23 protein-coding genes are annotated in these 24,907 nt (G+C 53.9%); 5 read left to right on the forward strand and 18 right to left on the reverse strand.

The window, feature by feature from the left end:
- Nucleotides 1-67: 67 nt before the first annotated feature.
- Entirely contained in the window at nucleotides 68-1,222 is a 1,155-nt protein-coding gene (locus tag A8B84_RS17175) for a WD40/YVTN/BNR-like repeat-containing protein (protein ID WP_082905221.1), read from the forward strand.
- Nucleotides 1,223-1,235: 13 nt separating this feature from the next.
- Nucleotides 1,236-3,677 (forward strand): efflux RND transporter permease subunit, encoded by a 2,442-nt coding sequence (locus tag A8B84_RS17180; protein ID WP_064230384.1) that lies wholly within the window; start codon nucleotides 1,236-1,238, stop codon nucleotides 3,675-3,677.
- A gap of 548 nt (nucleotides 3,678-4,225) precedes the next feature.
- On the opposite strand, the gene A8B84_RS17185 is transcribed toward A8B84_RS17180, so the two are convergent.
- From A8B84_RS17185 to merT, 6 genes are all read right to left on the reverse strand, one after another.
- The gene (locus tag A8B84_RS17185) at nucleotides 4,226-4,603 is read right to left on the reverse strand and encodes an antitoxin Xre-like helix-turn-helix domain-containing protein (protein ID WP_064230385.1); all 378 of its coding nucleotides are present in this window, start codon (nucleotides 4,601-4,603) and stop codon (nucleotides 4,226-4,228) included.
- A complete protein-coding gene (locus A8B84_RS17190) occupies nucleotides 4,603-4,842 on the reverse strand; it encodes a hypothetical protein (protein ID WP_064230386.1) in 240 nt (79 codons plus the stop codon). The genes A8B84_RS17185 and A8B84_RS17190 overlap by 1 nt, the downstream gene beginning before the upstream one ends.
- 357 nt (nucleotides 4,843-5,199) lie before the next feature.
- On the reverse strand, nucleotides 5,200-6,654 hold the full coding sequence (gene merA / locus A8B84_RS17200; RefSeq protein WP_206769573.1) for a mercury(II) reductase: 1,455 nt from the start codon (nucleotides 6,652-6,654) through the stop codon (nucleotides 5,200-5,202).
- The gene (merF, locus tag A8B84_RS17205) at nucleotides 6,596-6,856 is read right to left on the reverse strand and encodes a mercury resistance system transport protein MerF (protein WP_014421551.1); all 261 of its coding nucleotides are present in this window, start codon (nucleotides 6,854-6,856) and stop codon (nucleotides 6,596-6,598) included. Before merF ends, merA begins: the two co-directional genes overlap by 59 nt.
- Nucleotides 6,853-7,155 (reverse strand): mercury resistance system periplasmic binding protein MerP, encoded by a 303-nt coding sequence (gene merP, locus A8B84_RS17210; protein WP_011783481.1) that lies wholly within the window; start codon nucleotides 7,153-7,155, stop codon nucleotides 6,853-6,855. The genes merF and merP overlap by 4 nt, the downstream gene beginning before the upstream one ends.
- A 15-nt stretch (nucleotides 7,156-7,170) precedes the next feature.
- Nucleotides 7,171-7,527, reverse strand: coding sequence for a mercuric ion transporter MerT (gene merT, locus A8B84_RS17215; protein WP_011783480.1), 357 nt, complete (start codon nucleotides 7,525-7,527; stop codon nucleotides 7,171-7,173).
- A 73-nt stretch (nucleotides 7,528-7,600) separates the two neighbouring features.
- On the opposite strand from merT, the gene merR reads away from it, so the two are divergent.
- Together merR and A8B84_RS17225 are read left to right on the forward strand one after the other, a co-directional pair.
- Complete coding sequence (gene merR, locus A8B84_RS17220; RefSeq protein ID WP_011783479.1) at nucleotides 7,601-8,035, forward strand: Hg(II)-responsive transcriptional regulator; 435 nt, start codon at nucleotides 7,601-7,603, stop codon at nucleotides 8,033-8,035.
- A gap of 562 nt (nucleotides 8,036-8,597) precedes the next feature.
- Complete coding sequence (locus tag A8B84_RS17225) at nucleotides 8,598-10,730, forward strand: TonB-dependent receptor plug domain-containing protein (protein WP_082905213.1); 2,133 nt, start codon at nucleotides 8,598-8,600, stop codon at nucleotides 10,728-10,730.
- A gap of 14 nt (nucleotides 10,731-10,744) precedes the next feature.
- Here A8B84_RS17225 and A8B84_RS17230 read toward each other — a convergent pair whose 3' ends face one another.
- The 10 genes from A8B84_RS17230 to A8B84_RS17275 all read right to left on the reverse strand — a co-directional run bounded on the left by A8B84_RS17230 (nucleotide 10,745) and on the right by A8B84_RS17275 (nucleotide 20,291).
- A complete protein-coding gene (locus A8B84_RS17230; RefSeq protein ID WP_064230388.1) occupies nucleotides 10,745-11,542 on the reverse strand; it encodes a citrate/2-methylcitrate synthase in 798 nt (265 codons plus the stop codon).
- Entirely contained in the window at nucleotides 11,532-12,368 is an 837-nt protein-coding gene (locus tag A8B84_RS17235; RefSeq protein WP_064230389.1) for a citryl-CoA lyase, read from the reverse strand. The genes A8B84_RS17230 and A8B84_RS17235 overlap by 11 nt, the downstream gene beginning before the upstream one ends.
- Before the next feature lie 14 nt (nucleotides 12,369-12,382).
- Nucleotides 12,383-14,119 carry a thiamine pyrophosphate-binding protein gene (locus A8B84_RS17240; protein WP_064230390.1) on the reverse strand — a complete coding sequence of 579 codons (1,737 nt, stop codon included), beginning with the start codon at nucleotides 14,117-14,119 and terminating at the stop codon, nucleotides 12,383-12,385.
- Between the two features lie 53 nt (nucleotides 14,120-14,172).
- Complete coding sequence (locus tag A8B84_RS17245) at nucleotides 14,173-15,864, reverse strand: putative bifunctional diguanylate cyclase/phosphodiesterase (RefSeq protein ID WP_227512886.1); 1,692 nt, start codon at nucleotides 15,862-15,864, stop codon at nucleotides 14,173-14,175.
- A gap of 13 nt (nucleotides 15,865-15,877) precedes the next feature.
- Entirely contained in the window at nucleotides 15,878-16,330 is a 453-nt protein-coding gene (locus tag A8B84_RS17250; protein ID WP_064230391.1) for a response regulator, read from the reverse strand.
- A 59-nt stretch (nucleotides 16,331-16,389) separates the two neighbouring features.
- Entirely contained in the window at nucleotides 16,390-17,838 is a 1,449-nt protein-coding gene (locus A8B84_RS17255) for an ATP-binding protein (protein WP_064230392.1), read from the reverse strand.
- On the reverse strand, nucleotides 17,835-18,365 hold the full coding sequence (locus tag A8B84_RS17260) for a YfiR family protein (protein WP_082905214.1): 531 nt from the start codon (nucleotides 18,363-18,365) through the stop codon (nucleotides 17,835-17,837). The genes A8B84_RS17255 and A8B84_RS17260 overlap by 4 nt, the downstream gene beginning before the upstream one ends.
- 176 nt (nucleotides 18,366-18,541) lie before the next feature.
- Nucleotides 18,542-19,153, reverse strand: coding sequence for an ATP-dependent zinc protease (locus A8B84_RS17265; RefSeq protein ID WP_064230393.1), 612 nt, complete (start codon nucleotides 19,151-19,153; stop codon nucleotides 18,542-18,544).
- On the reverse strand, nucleotides 19,150-19,725 hold the full coding sequence (locus A8B84_RS17270; RefSeq protein ID WP_064230394.1) for an ACP phosphodiesterase: 576 nt from the start codon (nucleotides 19,723-19,725) through the stop codon (nucleotides 19,150-19,152). The genes A8B84_RS17265 and A8B84_RS17270 overlap by 4 nt, the downstream gene beginning before the upstream one ends.
- Nucleotides 19,726-19,748: 23 nt before the next feature.
- Nucleotides 19,749-20,291: a porin family protein gene (locus tag A8B84_RS17275; RefSeq protein ID WP_008169714.1), complete on the reverse strand. Its 543-nt coding sequence runs from the start codon at nucleotides 20,289-20,291 to the stop codon at nucleotides 19,749-19,751.
- Between the two features lie 250 nt (nucleotides 20,292-20,541).
- Here A8B84_RS17275 and A8B84_RS17280 point away from each other — a divergent pair, with 250 nt between their 5' ends.
- A complete protein-coding gene (locus A8B84_RS17280) occupies nucleotides 20,542-21,954 on the forward strand; it encodes a TrkH family potassium uptake protein (protein ID WP_201257914.1) in 1,413 nt (470 codons plus the stop codon).
- Nucleotides 21,955-21,957: 3 nt separating this feature from the next.
- Here the strand turns inward: A8B84_RS17280 and glgP are convergent, their stop codons facing one another.
- On the reverse strand, nucleotides 21,958-24,492 hold the full coding sequence (gene glgP / locus A8B84_RS17285) for an alpha-glucan family phosphorylase (RefSeq protein WP_064230396.1): 2,535 nt from the start codon (nucleotides 24,490-24,492) through the stop codon (nucleotides 21,958-21,960).
- Nucleotides 24,493-24,534: 42 nt separating this feature from the next.
- Nucleotides 24,535-24,894 carry a PilZ domain-containing protein gene (locus A8B84_RS17290; RefSeq protein ID WP_064230397.1) on the reverse strand — a complete coding sequence of 120 codons (360 nt, stop codon included), beginning with the start codon at nucleotides 24,892-24,894 and terminating at the stop codon, nucleotides 24,535-24,537.
- Between the last annotated feature and the right edge of the window lie 13 nt (nucleotides 24,895-24,907).

Genomic DNA, 24,907 nt, shown 5'->3' on the forward strand with positions numbered 1-24,907 from the left:
ACAAATTCTGATGATCGCTCCGGGCCGATCTGCGGCCCGGTTTCCACAACAAGAATGAGCGATGGTTATGACTGATCAAACTTTTCGGCGCCACGGTACCCGGTTGTTGACGGCGGTATGGATCTCCACGCTGTGTTTCGCATGTGGCTATTCTACTCCCGCCTTCACACAAGGGGACGCGCTTGAAACCCCCGCCCGGCCCACCGAACTGGCCGAACACTCTCTGGTTCTCGATATAACACGGACGGGAGACCGGCTGTTTGCAGTAGGCGAACGGGGGCACATCATCTGGACGGACAACCTTAACAGCCTGAGCTGGGAACAAAGCGCAGTTCCGGTCCGTACCACCCTCACCAGTTGCTTCTTCGCAGATTCCAACATTGGCTGGGCGGTTGGACACGACGGCGTTGTGCTTAAAACGGAAGACGGCGGGCTCACTTGGCGCACTCGGCTAAACGGTTTCGAAGCCAATAGGCTGATAGAGCAACATGCTACAGACCTGCAGGAGCAGGCCGAACAAGCCCTGAGCGATGCTGCGCCAGAAGAAGAGTCCGCCCTCCAGGAGACCCTTGAGGCCATGGAGTATGCCGCACAGGATGCGAGCAGTTTTCTCGAAGAAGGCGCCAGCCGCCCGTTTCTGGATGTCTGGTTCCAGAATGAGCAAGAGGGCTTTGTAATCGGTGCCTTTGGTCTGATTCTCAGGACAATTGATGGCGGCGAAAGTTGGATCTCTTGGCTCGACCGGCTGGAAAACCCCTACTCTTTGCACCTCAATAGCATTCGCAAAGTTGGCCAGGCTTTGTACATCACAGCCGAAGCCGGCGCCCTGTTCCGCTCCGCCGACAATGGTCAAACCTGGCAGCGGCTCGATAGCCCATATGATGGTTCACTTTTTGGGATTCTGGGCAGCGGAGGCGGTCGTCTTATCACCTTTGGTTTGCGCGGCCACGCTTTCCAGTCTCTAGATAACGGAGACAGTTGGACCGAGATTGAGACCGGCACCAGTTCCTCGTTGTTTGGCGGCACCCTACTGCCGGATGGTACGGCCGTCCTGGTAGGTACACAGGGGGTAACTGTATTCATTGACCGGAACGGTCACGTTGGTGAAATCCGGCAAGCCGACAATCGCCTTCCCTTAAGCCAAGTTATTTCCTTGGAGACGGAACTTCTAACCGTCGGATTGGGTGGCATTCAGGCTCAACCCCTGACCCACGATCAATAAGGGAGCTACAGTCATGAACTCCAATTTAGAACATCATCTGCGACATCCGGTCGCCGACTCGGAAGCCGGAGTCGAGCGATTCGTGTTCCGTCACCGAGCAATTCTCATCCTCACCTTCCTCTTACTGACTATATACCTTGCTGTTCAGGCTAGCCGGATTGAGCCGGATGCCAGTTTTGAAAAGATGATTCCAACCAGCCATCCCTATGTGGAGAGTTATCTGGAACACAAGCAGGACCTGCAGGGCCTGGGCCAGGCCCTTCGGGTGGTGGTTTCAGCAAAACAAGGCGATATCTTCTCCCCGGATTTTCAGGAAACGCTGAGACAGGTCCACGAGGAAGTTTTTTACATCCCGGGTGTAGAAAGATCGGCACTGCGGTCGATCTGGTCACCGGCCATACGTTGGAACGAGGTGACTGAACAGGGCTTCACCGGTGGTCCCGTTGTGGGTCCAAGTTACGATGGCTCAAAGGAGGAACTGGAAAACCTGAGATCTAATATACTCAAATCGGGTCAGGTTGGCGCATTGGTGGCCAACGATTTTCGTTCCGCAATGATTTATGCCCCTCTCATGGAGCTCAACCCGGAGACCGGCGACGCCATCGATTACCAGGAACTGTCCAATCAACTTGAAGAGCGAATACGTGATAAGTTCCAGAGCGAGAATATAGGCATCCATATTACCGGTTTTGCCAAAGTCGTCGGTGACTTAATTGATGGCATTTATCTGGTAGCGATGTTCTTCGGCCTTGCACTGCTCATCACCCTCGTGCTGCTCTACGCTTATTCCCGTTGCCTCCGGAGCTCGTTGTCCATCCTTTTGTGCTCGGTTGTGGCGGTTGTATGGCAACTAGGGCTGCTAAAAACTCTCGGGTACGGACTGGACCCCTATTCAATCCTCATTCCATTTCTTGTATTTGCCATTGGGGTCAGTCATGGCGTACAAATTGTGAACGCCATTGCCCATGAGATGTTTTTCGGCGCCGGCAAAGAACGTTCAGCACGGTTGGCTTTCCGCAACCTCTATATCGCAGGCATTATTGCTCTAGTCAGCGACGGAGTGGGCTTTGCCACCCTCATGGTTATTGATATTGCTGTGATTCAGGATCTGGCTATCGCCGCTAGTATCGGGGTTGCTGTGCTGATTCTTACCAATCTGATCCTCTTGCCGGTCATGATGTCCTATATCGGAATCGGCCAGGCTGCAATAAAACGTCAGCAGTCCAATGAGCGTAAGGACCACCATCCTGTTTGGCACTTTCTTGCCTCGCTCACTAGGCCGTCCAGAGCCAAAGTAGCCCTTACAGCTGCAGTCATCCTCGCAGCCGGAGGCGTTTATCTTAGTCAGGACTTGAAGATCGGCGATCTGGATGCCGGAGCACCGGAACTACGCCCGGACTCCCGCTATAATCGTGACAACGCATTCCTTACGGAGAACTACAGCACCAGTACAGATATCTTTGTAGTTATGGTTCAAACCGCGAAGGATCAATGCTCTGATTACCAGGCACTGGACGTGATTGATCAATTACAGTGGCGACTAGAACAGCTCCCGGGCGTTCAATCGTCTCAGTCATTAGTTAATCATACCAAACAAATGATGGCAGGCTATAATGAGGGCTATATCAAGTGGCTCGCCCTCAACCGCAACCAACAACTGCTCGATCAAGCTTCGATCAAGGCGGCTCCGGGTACGATTAACGCTGACTGCAGCCTGACGCCAGTATTCGTCTACCTAGACGACCACAAGGCGAAAACCCTTGAGTCGGTGGTCGCTGAGGCAGAAGCGTTCAAATCGGAGTTCTCGGAGATCTATGGTATTGAAATCGAACTGGCGGCCGGGAATGCAGGCATTGAGGCGGCAACCAATATTGTTATCGCGAAAGCCCAATACTGGATGCTCGCGTGGGTTTACGGTGTCGTCGGTATTCTGTGTCTACTAACTTTCCGGTCATTGCGCACGGTACTTTGTATCCTTCTCCCTTTGGCCTTGACCTCACTTTTGTGCCAGGCCCTAATGGCGCAACTCGGTATTGGGGTGAAAGTCGCCACGTTGCCGGTCATTGCATTGGGTGTGGGAATCGGTGTGGACTACGGCATCTACATTTATAGCAAGCTGGAATATTTTCTCAAGCAAGGCCAGTCATTCCATGATGCGTACTTCAATACCTTAAGAACCACCGGCAAAGCTGTTGCTTTCACCGGGCTCACGCTGGGTATCGGGGTAGGAACCTGGGTGATGTCTCCCATTAAATTCCAAGCCGATATGGGGTTACTTCTGACATTCATGTTTGTGTGGAACATGATTGGCGCCCTGGTATTACTCCCGGCCCTGGCAACCTTGCTGAATAAACGCCCTGCTTCCCGCGAGGAATCTGGTGAAGCAGAAGACAGCAACGGATCTGCAGAGCCAACATCTGCCGGGGTTGACTCCAGACTGTCCATTTTGTCCTAGCGCTTTCGATGGACGAACACTGTGAAGAGTTCAGCGCACCCAGTCGCTGAATTCCTTCGCATTACTACACATTAGGTCAAGGCAAAAGTAAGTAATGGGATGAACTCATCCTCACCGGTATCTACGTGCCAAAATGGTGAGTGTGACCCTGATCCAGTGAGTGATACTCATTGCGAGGTAAAGCGCAATATAAAAGTATGCGTGGTCTAACCCACTCGAGAAGTGTCCAATTTCGGACAGTCAGATCCAGACATTTTTCTTTCGATTGAAGTTAACTAAGCAGAGCGAAACCATTGAATCGAGTACTTGAGGGCAGAGATCAGGCTGTCCGAGAAGAGCCACATCTAGCCAGACAAGTGTGTGCCAAAAGCCGGGGCAAATTGTGTAACTAGCTGTTTTGAAAGAACTTCTCTTGAGCTTTCGCCCGATCAGCAAGTTACTGACGAACAACGATTTAGACCCACTGCCCTCACTCCAAACCGATCCCAATCGGTGCACTCCGGAGGCAGAGGTCAGAGGTTCGAATCCTCTCGGTCGACGGGGGCTGGTTACCCCGCCCGCTTTGCATCAAAGTAGCGTCGAGTTTCCATGAGGTGCTTCATGGAGCCTTGCGCCATAAAGTCTAGGGCTGACGTTCCAAAGAAGGGAGGCTCACTGGTTTCCAGTCGAACCCGACGATTGGCGCGTTCGGCCGTTGGATACATGATCCTCAGGGATTCGTAGATGCCCAGGATGTAGCTGATGCGCTCCAGGGTATCCTGCGAGAGCGTTACGTGTGGCAACGTCTCATACTTGGCCAGCGTGCTCCGGGACACACCGCCGAGCAACTGCATCATCTCTTCCTCGGTGCAGTCCCATTCGCGACAGATACCAACGAAGCCTTTGAGAGCCACATGCCCTTTGGCTTTTTCATCATCGACGGTCATTATGTTCGCCCATCCTTGGGCTGCTCTCGATCCTCCATAAAATCGTCACTGACGCCTTCAGAATCGAAATACTCGTCCCAAACCGGATCGGTTGGCCGGTCATAGCGTTTGACGGAATCCCTGAGGCGTTCCAGTGGAGTGAGTTCCTGAGGCAACGGGTCAGCCAGTTCATCCGCATGGGCCGTGTAGGCGTCGAGGCCGTCCAGGAGTTCTTTTTCGGTTGGGCGTTTGGTTTTCATGGCACACTCTCCGCAATCACAAGCAGGCCAACTCCGGGGCAGTGGGCTACAGATAGTATGACTTTACCACCCGAACGAAGCGAGCTACATAGCCGCACTCGCCCAATGGGGGCAGCCATTCGTCGGGGCCTTCGGCTCCCTTGCTCAGGCTCGCCTTGACCGGCAAAAGATTAACCGGATCATTGGCGATGGACCGGCGCTTCTGGCCAAGCCATTCTCTGGCTCCGCGATCCCAAACCCAGGGCAGCGGCACAACATGTTTTGTGCCCTCAAGGAACAAGCTTTTGGTACACGGTATGGTCGCAAAGCGAACGTTCAAATTTTGGACAGTGCTCGCGTTGACCAGAGCCGGAGCGATTAACCGGCACAGCAGGACAACTGCTTTACATCCTTGGTGAACGTTTGCGCACAGAGTTTGAGTCCTTCAACCATGGTCAGATAAGGGAACAAGTCATCGCCGATTTCCTGAACGGTCAAACCTGCTCGTAACGCCATCACTGCCGTTTGGATAATTTCACCGCCTTCCGCTGCGACAACCTGCACCCCGAGCAAACGGCCTGTGCTGCGCTCTGCTACCATTTTAATAAATCCATGGGTGTCAAAGTTTACTAGCGCACGCGGCACGTTTTCCAAGTCGAGCAGCCTGGTGTCCACGCTATAACCCCGAGCAACTGCTTCGGCTTCAGTGAGGCCAACGGTGGCGACTTGAGGATCGGTGAACATGACCCCGGGCATGGCACTGAGGTCGAGTTTGGCCTCGCCTCCCGTCATGTTGACGGCGGCTCGGCTGCCTGCGGCAGCTGCGACATAGACAAACTGCGGTTGATTGGTGCAGTCACCAGCAGCGTATATTCCGGTGACCGTGGTTTGCAGATGCTCATCCACCTGAATTGCGCCGCGTGAAGTTTCCACGCCAATGCTCGCCAGGTTCAGGGCCTCGGTATTGGGCGTTCGACCGGTCGCCACCAGTAGTTGGTCGGCTCGCAAGGTGCCGGCAGGCGTCTCGACGATAAACTCGTTGTCGCTATAGTCCACGTTGCTGGGCGTGGTCTGGCGAAGCACCTCAATCCCTTCCCGTTTAAAAGCCGCCTCTATGGCCTCTCCGATCGTAGGATCTTCGCTGGACAACACACGGCTCCGGGCTAAAACGGTAACCTTGCTGCCGAGTCTGTCGAATGCCTGAGCCAATTCCAAGGAAACGAAACCGGCACCAATCACGATCAGCCGTTTGGGAACGGTATCCAGCGCCAAGGCACTGGTTGATGTCAGGTAAGGAGTGTCTGCCAGCCCCGTTATTGGCGGCTCTGCCGGTCTGGCTCCGGTTCCAATAAAGGCGCGATCAAAATGAACCGGTTTTTCACCACCCTCAGCCAGCGTGACTACCAGGCTATTGGTATCGACAAACCGGGCCTCACCGTTCAGGACTGTGATGTCCTTGTGTTCTCGAAGTATCTTTTCGTACTTGGTGTCACGCAGCTCCTCCACTCGTGCCTGCTGTTGCTGAAGCAGTTTTGCTCGGTCTACCTGAGGAGCCTCAGCACTGATGCCCGCGTCAAACGGGCTTTCTTTTCGCAGGTGCGCGATATGTGCTGCACGAATCATAATCTTCGAGGGCACGCAGCCAACATTTACGCAGGTGCCGCCGACAGTCCCACGTTCAATCAGGGTGACGCGGGCACCGCGCTCTGTTGCCTTCAGGGCAGCCGCCATGGCGGCACCACCACTGCCGATTACAGCAATATGCAGTTTGTTGTCATTTTTCACTCGGGAAACTCCTTGGAGCTTTGAAGTTGCTCTCGTAGCTGGCGTCATAGTGCTTTTTCCGCCAGAACGCATAAACCGTCAGGCCGATGAATACCGCCAGTGCCGGAAGAAGCACATAGTCGAGATAGCCCGTCAGGGCGGCCAGTCCCACGGTGGCCATCAAAATGACCAGAATCGGTGTGAAGCAGCATAGTGCAACCAGAATAGTCCCTACTATGCCGACCCTGAGCAGGTTCTTCGGATTCTTTATTGCCCCTCCGGAGTCGCCTCTGAGGCCGTGGGAGTGGAGGGGTAACCAGCGTCGCTCGTGGCCTCGGTGAGCGCCTCTATGGAAGTGAGCGCATCGTTAAAGGTGACGACGGCTTCTCGATCAGGGTAGCTCACGGAAACTTGCGACACCCCTTCCACCTTACTTAAGGCCAACTTGACGGTGATCGGACACGCGGCACAGGTCATGTCAGGCACCGAGAGAGTTACTGTTTGAGACGCAGCCCAGGAGGACATGCTGAGCAAAGTGAGGAACATGGCAAGTACAAACTGTTTACGCATGAGAAAAATCTCCGTTTAGTAGAATAGAGGCAAAATGTAAGGGAACACTAATGCGACCAGTACCAGAGCCGTAACTACCCAAAAGATCACCTTATAGGTCTTTCGGACTTGAGGGATCGCACACGTTTCACCGGGTGAGCATTGCTCTACAGGGCGATAGATTCGTCGCCAGGCAAAGAACATGGCGACGGTGGCCGCGCCAATGAACAGCGGTCGATAGGGCTCCAAAGCTGTCAGGTTGCCGATCCAGGCACCGGAAACGCCCAGAGTGATAAGTACCAATGGCCCGAGACAGCACGCCGAGGCGAGAAGTCCAGCCATGCCCCCGACAGCGAGAGAAGCACCTCCGGATTTAGATTTGAATTTCGACATGACGCTGACACCTGTTGCCCATGGACTCGATGCGATAAGGTTACTTCCGTAGTCAAGTACGGAGTCAAGCAGTATGTCGGTTAAAGCCAGTTCACTGACTATTGGCGGCTTGGCCAAGGCGGCCAATGTAAATGTCGAGACGATCCGCTATTACCAGCGGCGAGGTCTGTTGTCGGAACCCAAACGACCTCTAGGTGGTATTCGACGCTACGGTTCCGCCGATATTGATCGGCTGACATTTGTTAAAACGGCGCAGCAGCTGGGTTTCAGTCTCGACGAGGTCGGCGACCTTTTAAGGTTGGAAGATGGCACTCACTGTCAGGAAGCCAGTGCGCTCGCCGAGCACAAGCTGAAGGATGTGCGTGAAAAGATCGAAAGGCTGGTCAAAATTGAGAAGGCTCTGAGCGACATGGTCAGTCAATGCCACGCACGGCCGGACAGCATCGCGTGCCCGCTCATTGCATCTCTACATGAGGGAGACATTGGAACAAAAAGCCAAAGGGATTAGCTTCTGAACCAATCGACCTCTTGAGGCTCTACCCCGTCACTGCGGACACTACGAAAAGATAGGCAGATTTATCGAACCGAGGTGCGCGAACGTTCGCTTTTGTTTAGCAGCAACCAAAGCTCCTCTGGCCGAGGAGGTTCATGAGAAGCACGATTTTCATGCTGTATGAAGTATCTGGTGAACCAGGCCAAGCCGCTGGCCAATAAGGCCATTGTTTCAGAAAGAGTTATTGAGGCTGGCTAGTTCGATGAACAACAACACTGCGCATAAGTTAAAGCATGGGCGTGAAGCTGCATCCGATGCACCGTATCCACATCGATTACCCTTCGCGCAAGCCAAGTCCCGCCCTTAACAAACCCTGTACCATACCCCGATAAAGACTTGCTTATACAGCCAATGAAGCTAAACTCCTATTCGGCTTGCTTTTTTACCACCGATTAATGGGTTAGCCGTATAGCGTCGGCATGCCTACAGGACCAGTTAAGGCTGAAGCACATCCAGGAATGCAGCCCTTGATTGAATCGTTTCATCCATTAACAAGGTCAAAGTGCTGAGATTTTTTATGCAGCAATCCTTATTGGCCCTGGGCCGCACTGCACTTCTACTTCTTCCCACTCCGCTGCGAGTGAGTGTGGTTTGTCTTGCGATATCCAATGGTGTTGCTGCTGCTGATCAATCCCTCTGGGACATCCCCCTGGAAGAGCTTGGGCGGATCCGCGTCGTATCGATTGCATCTGGCACTGAGACCCCTCTGGATAAGGCGGCTGCTGTTACCTCAGTTATTAATGCTGATGACATTGCGGCCATAGGTGCGACGGACCTCGACGAAGTGCTTGAGACTGTGCCCGGCCTTCACGTGAATCATTCCGATCAGGGATTTTCTCCCAAATATGTCTTCCGAGGCATAACGTCGAGTAATAACGCTCAGGCACTCGTTCTTATTAATGGAATTCCAGCCACCACAATGGTTTACGGCAACCGCGGGAATGCCTGGGGAGGGATGCCGGTAAAGGGAATCGAACGGATCGAAGTAATTAGGGGGCCTGGATCTGCACTGTACGGTGCAGACGCCTACTCTGGCGTTATCAACATTATTACAAAGGGCCCGGACTCGATTGAAGGTCAGACTGTCGGTGGGCGCCTCGGCAGCTTTGATACTCAGGGTGGTTGGCTGGAGTCAGTGCACCATATTGGTGGTGGACTGGCGATGAGCCTTGTTCTGGAATACCAGACGACAGAAGGCTGGGACGACGTTATTGATCAGGACGCACAGACGAGCTTCGATGAGCTGTTCGGGACTTCAGCGTCTCTTGCCCCAGGTCCGGTCAATACGGGGGCGGACCAGTTGGATGCCCGCTTTGAAATGGGTGACGACCGGTGGACCCTGCGCGCAGGGCTTCAGGATCGCAGCAATCTCGGTACCGGCCCTGGCCTGGCTCAGGCGCTGGATGCGAAGGGACAATATTCGTCTCGCCGGGCAAACCTGGATTACAGTTATCGTTGGTCACACCTCGCTCCTGGCCTGGATGTTGAGGCTCGGGTGTTCTATTTCAATATTACCCAAGAACCGGAGAACGACATTCTTCTTTATCCACCAGGTGCTTTTGATGGTGATTTTCGCGATGGTTTGATTGGTAGCCCGGGCTACAAGGAAAATCAGGTTCGCCTCGATTTAAGTGCGGTTTACCGTGGTTTCAAGGACCATCGGATCCATCTGGGTGGCGGTGCGTTCTGGGCCGATCTGTATGAAGTTACAGAAAGTAAGAATTTCAATCCCGACTTCAGTCCCAAGGGTGGCGTGGTCGACGTGTCTGACGATCCGAATGAAGTCTGGATGCCTGAGGAGGACCGTACCAACTATTACCTGTTCGTTCAGGATGAGTGGAAGTTTGCTCAGAACTGGCAGCTGGTTAGCGGCATTCGTTTTGATGAGTCCTCCGATTTCGGGAATACGGTCAATCCTCGGGCCGCCTTGATATGGGCGACAACAGACAGTGTTACGACGAAATTGCTCTACGGACGAGCCTTTCGCGCTCCGTCCTTGAATGAACTGCATGCATCCAATAATCCGGTGGTTATCGGTAACGAAGAACTTGATGCCGAGACTATAGACACCTATGAAATTGGTGTATCCCATCAGGCAACCGCCCGCATTCTATACTCCTTAAACCTGTTCTATTACGAGATTGACGATCTCATAACTGCTGAGCCGGTTGCAGGCCTTATCGCTAATCAATATCAGAACGTAGGTCAGCGAACCGGACACGGGGGTGAGTTTGAGCTCACCTACCAGGCCTCAGATGAACTTTCGGTGACGGCAAATTATGCGTACCAGACCGCCAAGGATGAACTGACCAGCGAGTCTGTGGGCGATGCGCCCAACCACCAGGTTTATGCCCGCGCCGATTGGTCTTTGTGGTCTAGTTGGTTCCTGAGCTCTCAGGTCAATTGGGTAGGCGAGCAGAAAAGGACTGCGGCGGATCAGAGAGAACCTGTGCCGGATTCAACGACTGTGGACATGACGCTTCGAACAAAGGGCTTATGGCGTGGGCTGGATCTTTCGGTGTCTTTGAAGAACATCTTCAATGACGATGTGAGAGACCCAAGCCCCTTTACCCAGCCCAGTGCTTCCATACCAAACGACTTTCCGATGCCGGGCCGCCGTCTGGTCGGAGAACTATCCTACAGGTTCTGATCAGAACCTTAGCGTCAATCTTCCCAATTTCGCTTGTCCACACCGTGATAAACAATACTCGCACAGCGAATCGGGAAAAAACTGCCTTCTGGTCGTGCTTTCGCGTCTTTGAAGCATGGGGCCATACCAGTCACGAAACCGGGTGACAGCAGCAGTTGATACTCTTCGCAACTGAAGCCCATGTCTGCCGCAAGAGCGGCATGTACGGCAGCAACATTCATTGAATATCCGTACACACTGTTCACATGCTCAAAGACCTCAAACGCTATTTTTAAATGGCGCCCATCTGAAAAGCCGTACTCTTTTGCCTTCTCCAGAGTAAAAGCAATACGCTCGTCCGTTTTGGCGAGAGGGCGTCCGTAGCCGGAAAGAATACGTCCGAGGGCCTTTTCATTATCGACAAATTCCTCGACCTTACCGCCCTCCTCGCACCATTTTCCTACCCTGTAAAAGAAATCGAGTGCTCGAACTTCCGGACGGCGACCATAAATCGATGCCTCGGAAATACTCAAACCGGCCATCATGCCGAGCGAAGGGGTGGTGCGGACGGAACCCGCCAGCGCCGCCACGTGATTTGGCCAAATAGACGGATCAGGGTAGCTGCTGCCCACCCAGTAACAGTTCAGCATGTTGGCAACATCCTTGCCAGGATCCCTTCCAAGAATGGCAAACAGGTAAAGGTGCAGCCATTCCAGGTGGTCCAGCTCATGGTGAAGATCTTTACCATGCATAACCACACGCTCGGTAAGAAAAGCCTTCCCTATGCGGGTTACCAGGTGGCTTTCAGTCTCGCACAACCGCTCATGATTCATCGGTTTCCCCCTCGCCAGCTTTTTTGTATGGGCCAGGATCGTCTTCCAGTTCAATGGCAGGACTGTAGAAAGGAAACTTTTTCCAGCCCATCTTGCGTTGTTCCACGGCATGAACGGCCGCGCCCGGGAGCCTGAGCATCAGGTAAAGCATACTGCCCTGGTCCTGATCCAGGCCAAGATCCACGAAGGTTGCTGCCGCGACCGCACTGATAGATAAGGGGCAGCCAAAGAACTCTTCCAGATGACTGCGATTATTCGCCAGCCAGGCTAGAGCACCGCTCTCTGGAGCGAACTGGATCAATAACTCCAGGGATTGAAGAAGCGTCGTCGGTATCTGGTCCCCATTGGGATCAAAGCCAGGTGGATGCTCCATAGCCGGCCATATATCTGCCCTTTCGTCTTCCTCGGGAGATTGCAGACGGGTTTTCCATTTTTCAACATCCTGCTGGCACTCACGCCATAGGCGCATACAGATCTCGAGCTCCTGGGAACCACCATAGAGTCCGGAACCGACAGCGAGCGCTGCCATAAGGGCGGAACTATGGTTGGTTCCGGCGACCCCACCATTCATGGCAGCACGAATACTGGCCTCTTTGGGGCCAGCATTGGCAAGAACCAGCGCAAGCTTTTCAAGCAGCACCACATTTGCCGGCTCGGGTCGATCTCCCTTGAACATTAAAAGCAGATACTCGAACCAGCTTGCCCGGGCGATGATCTGCCCATATACGTCATAGCCGTGGCAGTAACAAGCCTTGGCTGCAAAAGGATTGGTCTCTTCCGGCTCTTCAAGCCAGAAATTGGAGTGATAAACATAGTCTGATGGCACGCGGGTCCCCTACTCTATTCGTGAGTTTGTATTGAGCTGGTTAATACTTTTATCCGGGAGCCCAATGGTGGTACCTGATCGCCGTCAACGATAACGTCTAACAAGCACGGGCCAGGTCGGGACAGAATCCCCTTTATATCAAGGTTTGCAAATTGTTCCATAGTCTCAACGCGGTATGACTCGACACCCAATGCCCGGGCTATCATTGAGAAATCGACCCTTGGCAGACCGGTGGCTAACTGTTCTCCGCCACTGAGTTTTTGTCCGTGGCTGACCATGCCCAGTGAAGAATCGTTGAGCACCACCATGAGAATGTTCAGGTTTTCCTGGAGCGCCGTGGTTAACTCCTGCCCGGCCATTAGGTAGCTTCCGTCACCGGTGAAACAGACCACAGGATGGTTTGGATGGGCACTGGCCATGCCAACAGAGGTGCCAATAGCCCAGCCCATAGAGGCGAACCCAAGACCTATATGAAAGTGGTTCGTTCCGGGGTGCATATTCATGGAGCGGCGTATATTCCAATAATGAATGCCCCAGAGAAAGCTATTCCCGGCGTCCATCAAAACCCGCGTATTCTGGGGGCAAATCCGGCTCATGTAGGTCATCAGGGCTTGGGCCTTTATGGGCCCGGATTTATCGAAGCATTTTTCAGGGTCATCAAATCTGGTGTTGGCTGGTAAACGGTCGTTGTAGCAAACAGATCGGTGTGCCTGAGACGCTGAATCGATACCGAAGGCTCTGGCTATCGATTCGAACAGGAGCTTTGGCGAGCCAAGTACCACCAATCGCGCCATAGTAGAACGGCTCAGGTGTACCGGGTTGTTGGAGACATGAATAAGCCGGTCGGAGAGTATTGTAGCGGGGTCCCAGCCACAGGTAGAAACTTCGTCCAGTGCGGTACCAATAGCGACCACAAGATCGGCGCTGTCTTCTTTCAGAGCATCAGACGCGCTGTCGTGACCGGCAAAGCCGAATACTCCCCGGTAAAGCGGGTGAAAGCTGTCGATCAGCCCTTTTCCTCTTGGTGTTGTCACCATCGGCCAGTCCCGTGACTCGGCTAATCGCACCAACAGTTCGCTGGCTTCAGATGCGCCCTCACCCAGAACGAGCGTAACTTTTCTGGCAGACTCCAGTTCATGTAATGCGGACTTGGTAGACTGTTCGCTCGGTGCAACTTCATGATTAGTGAAGGCGTTGAGCGTCGCGTCAATCTCATTGTCTGGGATGCTGTGGCGCATGACGTCCAGGGGTATTCCCAGATGAGCGGGGCCCGGCTGGTTGCCCATCGCGTGGCTCACCGCTTGAAGCAATTTGGTTTCAAGCTGCGCGGGATGGGAGACCAAGGTGTTATATCGTGTGCACTTGGCAAACATCTCAGTGGTATGGATACCGGTGCAGGAGGTGTCCTGGAATGAACCCTGACCAAATCGGTCAAGTGCGGTTTGCGCTGTGATAACGAGCATTGGGATACCATCGGCGTAGGCCGAGGCCACACCCGTAAGCAGATTCGTGGCCCCGGGGCCTGCCGTTGAGCAACACACTCCTATCTTTCCAGTCTCCCTTGCGTATCCCTCCGCCATAAATGCCGCGCCGGTTTCGTGCCGCGCCGTGATGGCCCGGATTCCGCCACGGCGCTCGCTCCTGGCCAAAGCGTCATAGAAGGGTTCGATACTGCCCCCCGGAACACCAAAAACATATTCAACACCAAGGTGCTCCAGATAACGAAGTATCAGGTCGCCGTTTCCGAGCATGAAAAATCCTTAGAAGATATGACCAACGAATGGCAGGCAGCCCGACAGCTTCATCAATCCAGGGGGCAAGGCTTGGATATGCCATACCCTTGGGCGTAGTCGAGACCAAGCTCTACAAGCCGGTTTTTGACTTCGTCGTTTTCAACGAATTCCGCCACCGTCTTGAGGCCGGCGGCGTGTCCGATCCGATTGCAGGCATCGACAATTCCCAGATCAATCGGATCGGTCAGAAGGTTACGAACAAAACCACCGTCGACTTTCAGATAATCCACTGGCAAAGCCTTGAGGTAGGAGAAGGAACTCATACCCGCCCCAAAATCGTCCAGAGCAAATTCGAAGCCCCTTTTCTTGGCGGTATTGATGAACTGTTGCGTCACATTGAGGTTTGCGATCGCCGAGGTCTCAGTAATCTCAAAGCACACGCGCTCGGGCTTGAGATGGTGGGTATCCGCAAGCTCGCAGATGTACAGAAAAAGCCCTGGCTCATTGAAGGAACTGCCGGACAGGTTGATAAAAAAGGTGCCGGTTTCCTCTCGGCCCAGGCCAGTCTGATCAAGGTATCGAAAAGCCAATTCAATGACTTTGCGATCGATTTTGGTCATCAGGCTAAAGCGCTCGGCCGCTGGAATAAAGGCGCCGGGCAGAATGATGTCATCCCCTTCCTTGAGGCGAACAAGGAACTCTGTTCGGTATCCGTCAGTATCGTTCGGCTGCAATGAGACCATATCCTGCTTCCAGAGACAGAAGCTGTCCGATTGCAGGGCCTGCTGAATCCGGCTGGTCCAGTGCATGTCATTTTGACGTTGCTGCATGTCCACATCATTCGACTGGTACAGTTGGACATTGTTGCGGCCTCGATCTTTAGCGGCGTAGCATGCAAGATCTGCATGGGATAGAAGCTCGCTGGCATTGTCGTACTGCTTGTCGATCAGCACCATGCCGATGCTGAGGGATACGGAAAAAGGTTTGTTTTGCCAGACAAAGCGAAATTCGCTGACTTCCTGGCACAACTTCTCGGCAACTCTACGTGCATAAAAACCATCGCAGCCATGCAGCAAAATGCCGAATTCATCGCCGCCCAGTCGCGCCAAGGTGTCATCAGATCGGATATGCTCGGATAGCAGAGCCGCGATCTGCTTGAGCAGATGATCACCCGCGATGTGGCCACAGGTATCATTGATGATCTTGAACTGGTCCAAATCAAGATACAGCAGTACATGATCCCCACCGTCGTTGTGGGTATCTTCGAGAGCCCCCATAAGGCGACGTTCAAATTCCCGACGATTCACCAGGTCAGTCAAACTGTCGTGGTATGCCATGTATTCCAGCGTGCTCTCTGCCGCGCGTTTCGCCCGGCGAATCGAACCTTCCCGAACCTCTCGGTCAATGGCCGGAATCAACCGGGAAAGGTTGTCCTTCATGATGTAATCCTGGGCACCTGCTTTCATGGCGGTTACAGCAACGCCTTCCCCTATGGTGCCTGAAACGATGATTACTGGTAGATCTGCGGAATGTTCCCGTGCCAGTTCCAGAACCCGGAACGATGAGAACCCTGGCATGTTGTGATCGGTGATCAATATGTCCCATTTGTTTTCGTGAAGAGCGCGACACAGGCGCTCTTCACTGTCTACCAGCTCGCTGTAGGGATCAATGCCGCCTTTACGCAATTCGCGCAGGAGGAGCAATGCGTCGTCTTCAGAATCTTCGACGATCAACATTCTGAGTCGGCTGGCGGTCTCTGTCATTGCCTTCACCTTGTCAAAATGAGCGAACTGCGCTGGCATTCGGTACTCGGTTTACCTTCAACCAATAACGGGCTAATAAGGTCATCTGCTCCACGAATTCACGATAGTTAATGGGTTTGGTGATGAAGCTGTTGGCGCCCAGCCGATACGCCTCCAGAAGATCCGCTGGTTCATCAGAAGACGTGACCATGATTACCGGTAACCACTGAGTCAAGGGTGATGATCGCAAATGCCTCAGCACTTCTAGCCCTCCAACCTTGGGGAGCTTCACATCCAGTAACACCGCACCAAGGGACTCCACGTTCCTTGAAGGTTGGTCGCCGTCACCGAACAGAAATTTCAGGGCTTCTTCCCCGTCTTCAAGGACAATCACCGGGCTATCAACGCTGGCACTTTTCAGGGCGCGGACAGTGAGAATCTGATCGTCAGGATTGTCTTCAATCACAAGGATTGAACGTACGTCCATATTTCTGTTTGTCCTTCAATCAGTTGCGTTATAATTTTAATCTATTTATAAGTGTAGCGCTAACGCCGTGAAACAGGCAACGTGACGTCAAAACGGGCACCTTTCCCAACTTCGGAAGAGGCGGAAATGTCACCGTGATGGCGCCGAACAACACGGTATACGGTCGCCAGACCAATCCCGGTACCACCGAATTCCGAGGGTGTGTGGAGGCGGTTGAACGCGACGAACAGTTTATCGATATAGCGCATGTCGAAGCCCACACCGTTATCCCGCACTTCAATCGTGATAGAACCTGCCGTTTCCACTGCGGACACATCAACCCGGCGCTTCTCGCCTCTGGCGCTGTACTTCCAGGCATTTTCGAGAAGATTCTGGAATGCCACCCGGAGCATCCGGCTGTCACCAACAACCTGAATGCCCTCCTGAATATTGACCTCCGTTGGCACGGAGTCGTCAATGTTCATCAGTTCATCCGAAATTTCGTGCAGAAGGTTCGTTAAATCAATCGATTCGTTCTCCATCGGCTGCCTGCTGACTCTGGACAGCACAAGTAGACCATCGATCAGGCTTGCCATTCGGACACTGGCAGCGCGAATTCGCCGCAGATAATCTTTCCCGGCGTCGTTGAGCTGTTCACCACAGTCTTCTTCAAGCGCCTGTCCAAAGCCCTCAATGGCCCTTAGAGGCTGACGGAGGTCGTGGGATACGGAGTAACTGAATGCCTCAAGCTCGCGATTTGCCATGCTCAGCTCTGATGTCCGTGCATCCACTATTCTTTCAAGGCTATCCCGACTCTCGAGAATGCGACGGTTCTGCTGTTCGATAGTCCCGATCATGTCATTGAAGGTGCTGCCCAGCCTGCCGAGTTCATCGGTTCCCGACACGGGCGCGCGAATGGTGTAATCATGATCTCTGGCGATACGCTCTGCGGTTTCCGAAAGCGTCAGGATCGGCTCGGAGACAATGCGTTGAAGTCTCAGGGCCAGAACGACAAGGGCGAGTAGAATGATGGTTCCAACCGCAATAGTCACCAAAACAAAGGTACGTATGTGGTTCCGCATGACATCAAGGTGCGATGTCAGATACAAATGCCCAACAGTTTCGTTGTCCAGGGTCACAGGCATCCGAAGTTGGTAGGCATCACCCACAAAGCCGGCTTCAAGCGGTTGCATTATATCGGGACAAGGCCGCCTATCCTGACTTTCCAGAGCGGACAAAACCGCGCCGCCAGGAGTGTAAATGCAGGCTTGCCGGATGGTGCCGATTCTTTTAAGACTGGAGATAATGCTTCCGAGTTGTTCCCGGTCGGTAAATAACAGCGCTGCCGCAGATTGCTCGGCGAGTATGCCACCGATGACATGGAGTTCTGATTCAAGCTGTTTACGATAATTCTGGTTTTCAACCAGGATGAGGCTGATACAAACCAGTGAAATACCCAGTGCACTGGTGAAGAGTGTAAGAAAAAGCAGTTTTGTTTTAAGCCGCCAATAACGCCATCGCCCGATCATCGCAACACCCTCACAGCCAGTTCGAGGAGTCGTGAATTGATCGTCAGGCCTGCGTCAGTCGCAGCCTTCAGGTTAATCTCAAAACGGATGACATTGCCTTGTTTGACGTAACCCACCATGCCGCCCTTGCGCGCAAATTCTGGTAGGTCGCTAACCGTTAACATGCCTTGCTGTCGGGCAAAATCAAAAAGTAGGTTCAGGTTTCTTGACTGCGATTCGCTGATATAGAGAACATCACAGCCGAATAAGTCTGACGTGATCTCGGGGTACTTGAGCTGGAGCTCCCTCCCCTGAGACAAACGGCCGCGAATCGGGTCGAGCAGTTCCTTGAAGGGGTCGGTCCCTACTATGCAGATTTCCAATGGCTCTGCGCTGTTTTCAGCATGGGACCAAGTAACAAAACGGGTGAAGTTGAAGAGAAATGCTGCTTTCACTTCATATTCGGAGCGGACGGATCCATGAGCGGGTGCAAAGCTCAAGCAGAATTGCAGCAAAGCAATAAGTAAAAATTTCAGGTGATCCCTCACTTGTCATCCAGGATGCAGAAATTTGGTTCAGGGGAAACGCTAACAAGGAAGCCCAACACCAACGGAAGGTTAGCATTCAAAGGGCTGCCGTCAACTGTTACCCGCATCCATGTATCCAACAGAGTCGGGTGTCAAAGCGGTGTCCAGCCAACGGCTTCAGTTGATCAGCGAAGAGTTTACTGCTTTAACAACTTGTCTTTGTGCGCCTCTGCCAATTCTTCCAGAGTCACATATTCGCATTCGTTTTGTGCAAGAAAGGGGTCTGCGGAATCAATCAGGATGTTGTCGTCACGCATGAAGCGCCGGCCCAGCAACGCAGGATAGGAAAACTTACCCCGGTCAGTAAGTGAGAATTGGGTGGTGTGGGTTGTGCCTGCGATGCAGAAATCCATCATCACCACATATCGCTTCTGTGAAGGCGCGCCTTTCCTCTTTATGAGTACTGTTCTCTCAACCGGGCGCTCGAACTCCAGGATGACGTCGTCATGGTCCAATTCCCCCTCTGTGGGCTGATCCTCGTGGTCGCCCAGTGGGATCTGGAAGCTGACCCATTCCTCGCCGTCGCGCTCAAAGCCCTCAATGTTTGCGGCGTGTAGTGATGAGGTTTTTGCGCCAGTATCCAGCCGGGCCTTGAGACGAAGGCTGGTATCCTGCATGACAACCCATTCAACGTAACCAAGGGTTTCCGGTGGGCGCTGATCCTTTTGTGCGTCGGTTTCGGCTGAAACCGCCATCGCTGATGGAAAAACCAATGCCACAGCCAACAACGCCCTGTTAACAAACCTCATTCAATACCTCCTGCAAATTCCTGTAAATCTGGGAAAAACGATAGAAATTTGTGCTCCAGTTCGTCCTGGTTTGCGCGGATCTCCGTGATCATGCCGGTAAAATCATTTCTGAACCGTATGCGCCCTGCAACGCGGTCCAGTGCCTTCCCGATGTTTTCAAGATCCTGATAGGCTCCGAACCAGTCGTTCCACACCATCATTCGGGTAACTCTGGCCATTTTGTCCGGCATTAGATGCTCTTTCTGCTGCAACTCGTTGTATATACGGCGAATAAACGCCTCTTGCTCAATTTCACTGAACCGGTCCCAGTGTTTGAGAAGAAAATGGTCATAGAGAATATCGAGCGCAACGCCGGCAAATCGACGACGTTGGCGGGAGAAGACCTGTTTGCTGGCGAGTACGTCGGGGTGCTGGTCGGTGAAGCTGTCAACCGCCCGATGGTGGCGGACGCCCTGCTTCACCGGGTCCGGCAGCGTCGAGAGATCGACGCCCCGGGTAAAGTCACCGAGGATGCTCCCCACCCGAGCTTCAGGTGAGTCCGGCGCGAGAAATACATGAGCCAGATGGTTCAAACAGTCTCCCCGGTGGCCTGGTTTCAGAAGTTGAACTGGATGCCGACGCCCAGACCATCGACTTCGGCATTACTGTCTTCATAATAACGCATGTATTCAAGGTTGCCGGACAGGTTCGGCGCAAATTCCATATTCATGCCGATGCCATAGGACACGTCCGTTTCATCCTCGGTGGCTGTGCCCAGAAACGAAGAAGCTTCGATTTCAACCCGGGTGAAGCCGAGGATAGCGTACGGGGTAATGGGTGATTCGTTGGCCAGATTGAACGTGGCGTAGCCGCCGAAGAAGTTATCCAGTGAATAATCGACTCCGCCGATGCGGTCATCATCCACGCCAAAACCGCCTCGCGCTTCGATGCCCAGATACGGCGTCGCCATCACGCCAACTTTGGCAGACAGCGTGCCTACGTCGGCATCCGCGTTACCGCTCTCAAGGTTCATGAAAGTGTAGTTCAGGCCTGTGTAGAGCCCGCCAACGCCAGACTTGTACATATCCTGGGCGGATGCGGCTCCTGCAGCAGCCATACCGGTGGCAAAGATAACGGCAATTGAACGTACGTGTTTCATTTTTTATCTCCTTAACCGAATTGTTCGGTGTACATCGCTGAACTTGCACCAGACTGACGCGTTTTGCCATCAGAAAGATCCGCATTTACGCGTTATTTACACCGATTTAATTCGCCGGTAATTTCAGCATCCGCGCGGTGTTACCTTGCGGAAGGCCGACCCCGCAGGTATTCTGACGCCGTCTCCCGGTATCAGCTGGCTCGAGCATCCATTGAGAAATCTCTACCCCGTCATTTTCATTGTCAGCGTCATGTTCGTGCTTTTGAGCATTTTCATGACATTGCCTGTCATCCTGCTTGCGGGCTCTGAAGCGCCGAACGCCATGGCGTTTGCAGAATCGGCCGCCATTGTCTGGGGCCTCGGTATACTGGGAATGGCCGCCACCTACCGCAAACCGAGAGATCTGAAGCCCCGGTACATGTTCGTACTCACGGTATCTTCGTGGTTCATTATTGCCCTGTTTTCATCCCTTCCTTTCTATCTGAGTGACCTGGGCATTTCTGCCGCAGACGCCTTTTTCGAGGGCACCTCGGGGATTACCACCACCGGGGCAACAGTGCTCAGCGGCCTCGATGATATGGACAGGGATCTCTTGATCTGGCGGTCCATCCTGCAATGGATCGGTGGTATCGGGATTATCGGTATGTTCGTTGCGGTACTCCCGTTTCTGCGGGTCGGCGGCATGCGGCTGTTCGCCACCGAGTCTTCGGAATGGACCGACAAGGCTCTGCCAAGGATGAAAACACTCAGCCGTGGCTTGCTGGTGGTTTATCTGGCGTTTTCGATCATTGCGGTGGTTACCTACTGGTTTTCTGGCATGACGCTCTTCGATGCCTTCAACCATGGTCTTACGAGCATCGCCACCGGTGGCTTTTCCACCTCGGATCTTTCCATGGGCAAGTTCAATGATCTGATCCTCATGGAAGCCACATTTTTCATGATTATCGGCAGCTTGCCCTTCTTCCTTTTCGTGCGTGAAATGCATGGCCAACACGGCGTTCTTTTCCGGGATCAGCAGGTGCGATTGTTTCTCGCGATCCTGTTTTTCGTACCGCTGTTTCTAACTCTTTACCGCTGGATGGTGTCACCGGTCCCCTTCGATCCCATCCATAACTATGCCTCTACCCTGTTTAACGTCACTTCTGTGGTAACCACCACCGGCTATGCCTCCGAAGATTATTCGGCCTGGGGCCCTCTGGCGTTCGTGCTGTTCTTTTTCCTGATGTTCGTGGGCGGCTGCTCTGGTTCCACGGCCGGCGGCATGAAAATCTTCCGGTTCCAGCTTTCCCTGATCATCCTGCGTGAGCAGTTGATGCGCCTGCTGCACCCTCGTGCGGTTCTTACCCGTAATTACAATGGCCGGGCCGTGAGTGATGAGATTATCTCGTCGATGATCGCCTACACGTTTATCTTCCTGCTCTGTCTTTTGCTGATCACGGTTGCCCTGGCCGCCATGCAGCTGGACTTTGTCACGGCACTGTCCGGCGCCCTCACCTCGCTGACCAATGTCGGCCCTGGCCTTGGGGACATCATTGGTCCTGCGGGTAATTTCGGGCCGCTTCCCGATGCCGCAAAATGGGTACTGTCTGTGGGTATGCTGATGGGGCGTCTGGAGATACTGAGCGTGGTGATCGTTCTATCGCCGGCGTTCTGGCGCAGCTGAGGCCTACCTGAGCCAGAGTATGGCGGGGTTTTCCAGGGGAAGGTTCAGGCGTTCATCCCGCACTCGCAGGCGCGGCGTGTAGTGTCCTTCGGGGCGTGAAGGCACTGTGCATTCATAAAGATAGGTATGAGGGGAACCACCCAGCGGATGCTTCATCTGCATGGCCGTAATGGTTCTTGGGCCATGCTCGGAATCCTCTGCAACAAGCTCTACTGCAATCCGCTGCTCGTCAATTCCATCCAGGTAGACTTCCACGGTGAAAGTCTGGCTACCCGAATCTTCGCTTGTATTGAAGCTGTTGAAACGCAACCGGGACCAGTGCCTGGAGATTTCTCCGTATTCACCAAGTAGCTCCCGTGCAGTCTCGGAGCTGCGCCGGCTTCCCATTTCTGCCATAGGTAGATAGAACTGTTCGACGTATTCCCTCACCATCCGGTTGGCGGAATAGGCCGCCGTCAGTTGATCCATGCTTGCGCGCATACGTCCAACCCAGTTCCGGGGAATACCTTCGCTGTCGACGTCATAGAACCCGGGAATTACCTCGTTCTCCAACAGATCAAACAGCTGTTCCATGTCTGAGAGATCGTGGTCGTGATTGTTTGACCCGCTTAGCTCGTCAAACGTGGCGCCGGGTCGAATAGCCCAGCCCACATCCGGGTTCCAGGCCTCCGCCCACCAGCCATCGTACTGGGACAGGTTCAGTCCCCCGTTCACGAGTACCTTCATGCCACTGGTGCCGCAGGCTTCCCAAGGGTGTCTCGGACAGTTGAGCCACACATCCACGCCCTGGATAAGCTGGTTGGCCACGCCCAGATCGTAGTCTTCAATAAACACCACCTTGCCCTCGACATCCGGTCGCCGGGAGAAGGCTTTCCATCGCCGGATGATGTCTTTCCCCGGGAGATCGTAAGGGTGGGCCTTGCCTGCAAGCACAACCTGAATCGGGCGATCGCGGCTGGCAAGCAGTTTGAGCAGGCGCTCCTCATCCTTGAGCAGGAGATCTGGTCGCTTGTATTCCGTAAACCGGCGGGCAAAGCCCAACGTGAGGGTTTCATGGTCCAGCAAAAGGCCACACGCGGCTTCATGGTTGTTTCCGGGATTCTGTTCGCAATGCTGGCTTGCAAGCCTTCGCCGGAGGTAGGTAATCAGCCTTGCGCGCTCCAGGCGCCTCATTTCCCATAATTCTTCGTCGGCGATGTCAGTCATCGGGCAGGTGCTCTGGAGAGGCCTGCGCCAGCGATCCTTGCCACAGGCCCGGGTCCAGATGGCGTCGGATTCCGGAGAATCCCAGCTCGGCGTGTGGATGCCATTGGTCACATAGTCCGCCGGAATGTCTTCGGCCGGCCAGCGCGGGAAGAAAGGCTGGAAAATGGTCTGGGTGACCTTCTGGTGGATGCGGCTGACACCGTTGAACCGACCACTCATATTGAGGGCCAGCAAGGCCATATTGAGTTTAAGGTCAGTCGACTGATTGTCTGGGCTGGAGGGCTGGCTTCCTAATGCCAGCAATTGATCGACATTCAGGTCGCGGCCTTCGAGCCAGGGTGTCAGATACAGTCGCAATAGCGATCGGGAGAAATGATCAAAGCCGGACGCCACCGATGTGTGCGTGGTAAACAGATTGGTCGCCCTGGTTGCGGTTCGAGCTGTCTGGAAATCACTTTCATGGTTGTCCTGCCAGCTGAAGGCCCTCTCTATGAGCGCCAGGGCACAGTGGCCCTCATTCAGATGGCAGAGTGACGGCGATCTCCCCAGTTGTTCCAGCAGACGCCAGCCACCGATGCCCAATACCATTTCCTGTTGCAGGCGCTTTTCCGGGTCACCGGTATAGAGTTCGCTGGTGATACCCCGGTCGCCCGGTTCGTTTCGGGGGTCGTTGCTATCGAGCAGCAACAGCTCGCAGCGGCCCACTTGGGCCTTCCAGGCCCGAAGGCGCACGTGTCTTCCCGGGAAAGGCACAATCACCCTCACCCACTGGTCGTCAGCGTCCCGCAGGGGCGAGACGGGCAGCATGGTGGGGTCGTTGTAAGGATAGAACTCCAGCTGTTCGCCATCGGTGCTGATGGCCTGGCGAAAGTAGCCCTGCTGGTACAGCAGACCCACCGCCATGACTGGTGCACCCAGATCGCTGGACGCCTTCAGAAAATCGCCGGCCAGTACGCCCAGACCACCGCTGTACAGCGGCAGCGATTCGCTCAGACCATATTCCATGCAGAAATAGGCAACGCCCTCGCCCAGATCGCCCGGACAATCGGTCGAATACCAGGTGTCAGCCTCTGTAAAAGCCTGGTGAGCATGAATCTGCTCACGGTAGCGTTGCTGAAAGTCGGGGTCTGCGGCCAGTTCTTCCAGCCGCTCCCCGGAAACGCTGTTCAACACCAGCCACGCGTTCCGGGTGGTGTCCCAAATGTCCGAATCAAGAGCGCGCCAGAGCTCATCGGTACCGTGATGCCAGGTCCACCGAAGGTCCAGCGCCAACTGGAACAATCCGTTCAGCGATTCCGGCAAGGACCGCGGGGTATATGCAGCCAGGGTCAAATTCGAGCTCCTTGGGCACTTTCTATCCTTGTTCGGGGCGAACTATGCTTGTTTACGGCGAACAGGAAAATAATTGACTGGCATGTGGTGGCTTTTCAGCCAGTTAATGAGTGAAGAGATTGTAAAACTGTCGTTCTCGACGCCTTCGAAGTCGACACCAAGGCCGCGATCTGATTTCCGCACAACGTGGGCCTTCAGCCGACGGAACCGCTTTTCCTGGGTATCCGGAAAACGGAACTCCAGTTCTACGGTCTGGTTTAACTGAACGTCAGTGTAGTCCGTAGCAATGAACAGACCACGTTTGGAAGCATCGCGAATCTGACCGGTCGCAACCGGCATCCCGCGCTTGTATACCAACAGGCCGAGCTTTCCCTCTACGCGTCTACTGAGTCTGTGTTCCATATTTCCCCCTCAT

This window comes from Marinobacter sp. EhC06, from assembly GCF_001650915.1.
Classification (GTDB): Bacteria; Pseudomonadota; Gammaproteobacteria; order Pseudomonadales; family Oleiphilaceae; genus Marinobacter.

Coding starts and splice junctions, on each gene's coding strand:
- A8B84_RS17180 (WP_064230384.1), top strand. CDS start 1,236: ATGAACTCCAATTTAGAACATCATCTGCGACATCCGGTCGCCGACTCG.
- merT (WP_011783480.1), bottom strand. CDS start 7,527: ATGTCGAAATTCAAATCTAAATCCGGAGGTGCTTCTCTCGCTGTCGGG.
- A8B84_RS17255 (WP_064230392.1), bottom strand. CDS start 17,838: ATGATCGGGCGATGGCGTTATTGGCGGCTTAAAACAAAACTGCTTTTT.
- A8B84_RS17280 (WP_201257914.1), top strand. CDS start 20,542: ATGTTCGTGCTTTTGAGCATTTTCATGACATTGCCTGTCATCCTGCTT.
- A8B84_RS17240 (WP_064230390.1), bottom strand. CDS start 14,119: ATGCTCGGAAACGGCGACCTGATACTTCGTTATCTGGAGCACCTTGGT.
- A8B84_RS17275 (WP_008169714.1), bottom strand. CDS start 20,291: ATGAAACACGTACGTTCAATTGCCGTTATCTTTGCCACCGGTATGGCT.
- A8B84_RS17175 (WP_082905221.1), top strand. CDS start 68: ATGACTGATCAAACTTTTCGGCGCCACGGTACCCGGTTGTTGACGGCG.
- A8B84_RS17225 (WP_082905213.1), top strand. CDS start 8,598: ATGCAGCAATCCTTATTGGCCCTGGGCCGCACTGCACTTCTACTTCTT.
- A8B84_RS17230 (WP_064230388.1), bottom strand. CDS start 11,542: ATGAATCATGAGCGGTTGTGCGAGACTGAAAGCCACCTGGTAACCCGC.
- A8B84_RS17265 (WP_064230393.1), bottom strand. CDS start 19,153: ATGAGGTTTGTTAACAGGGCGTTGTTGGCTGTGGCATTGGTTTTTCCA.
- merR (WP_011783479.1), top strand. CDS start 7,601: ATGTCGGTTAAAGCCAGTTCACTGACTATTGGCGGCTTGGCCAAGGCG.
- A8B84_RS17290 (WP_064230397.1), bottom strand. CDS start 24,894: ATGGAACACAGACTCAGTAGACGCGTAGAGGGAAAGCTCGGCCTGTTG.
- A8B84_RS17185 (WP_064230385.1), bottom strand. CDS start 4,603: ATGACCGTCGATGATGAAAAAGCCAAAGGGCATGTGGCTCTCAAAGGC.
- A8B84_RS17245 (WP_227512886.1), bottom strand. CDS start 15,864: ATGACAGAGACCGCCAGCCGACTCAGAATGTTGATCGTCGAAGATTCT.
- merP (WP_011783481.1), bottom strand. CDS start 7,155: ATGCGTAAACAGTTTGTACTTGCCATGTTCCTCACTTTGCTCAGCATG.
- A8B84_RS17190 (WP_064230386.1), bottom strand. CDS start 4,842: ATGAAAACCAAACGCCCAACCGAAAAAGAACTCCTGGACGGCCTCGAC.
- A8B84_RS17250 (WP_064230391.1), bottom strand. CDS start 16,330: ATGGACGTACGTTCAATCCTTGTGATTGAAGACAATCCTGACGATCAG.
- merA (WP_206769573.1), bottom strand. CDS start 6,654: ATGACGCCAGCTACGAGAGCAACTTCAAAGCTCCAAGGAGTTTCCCGA.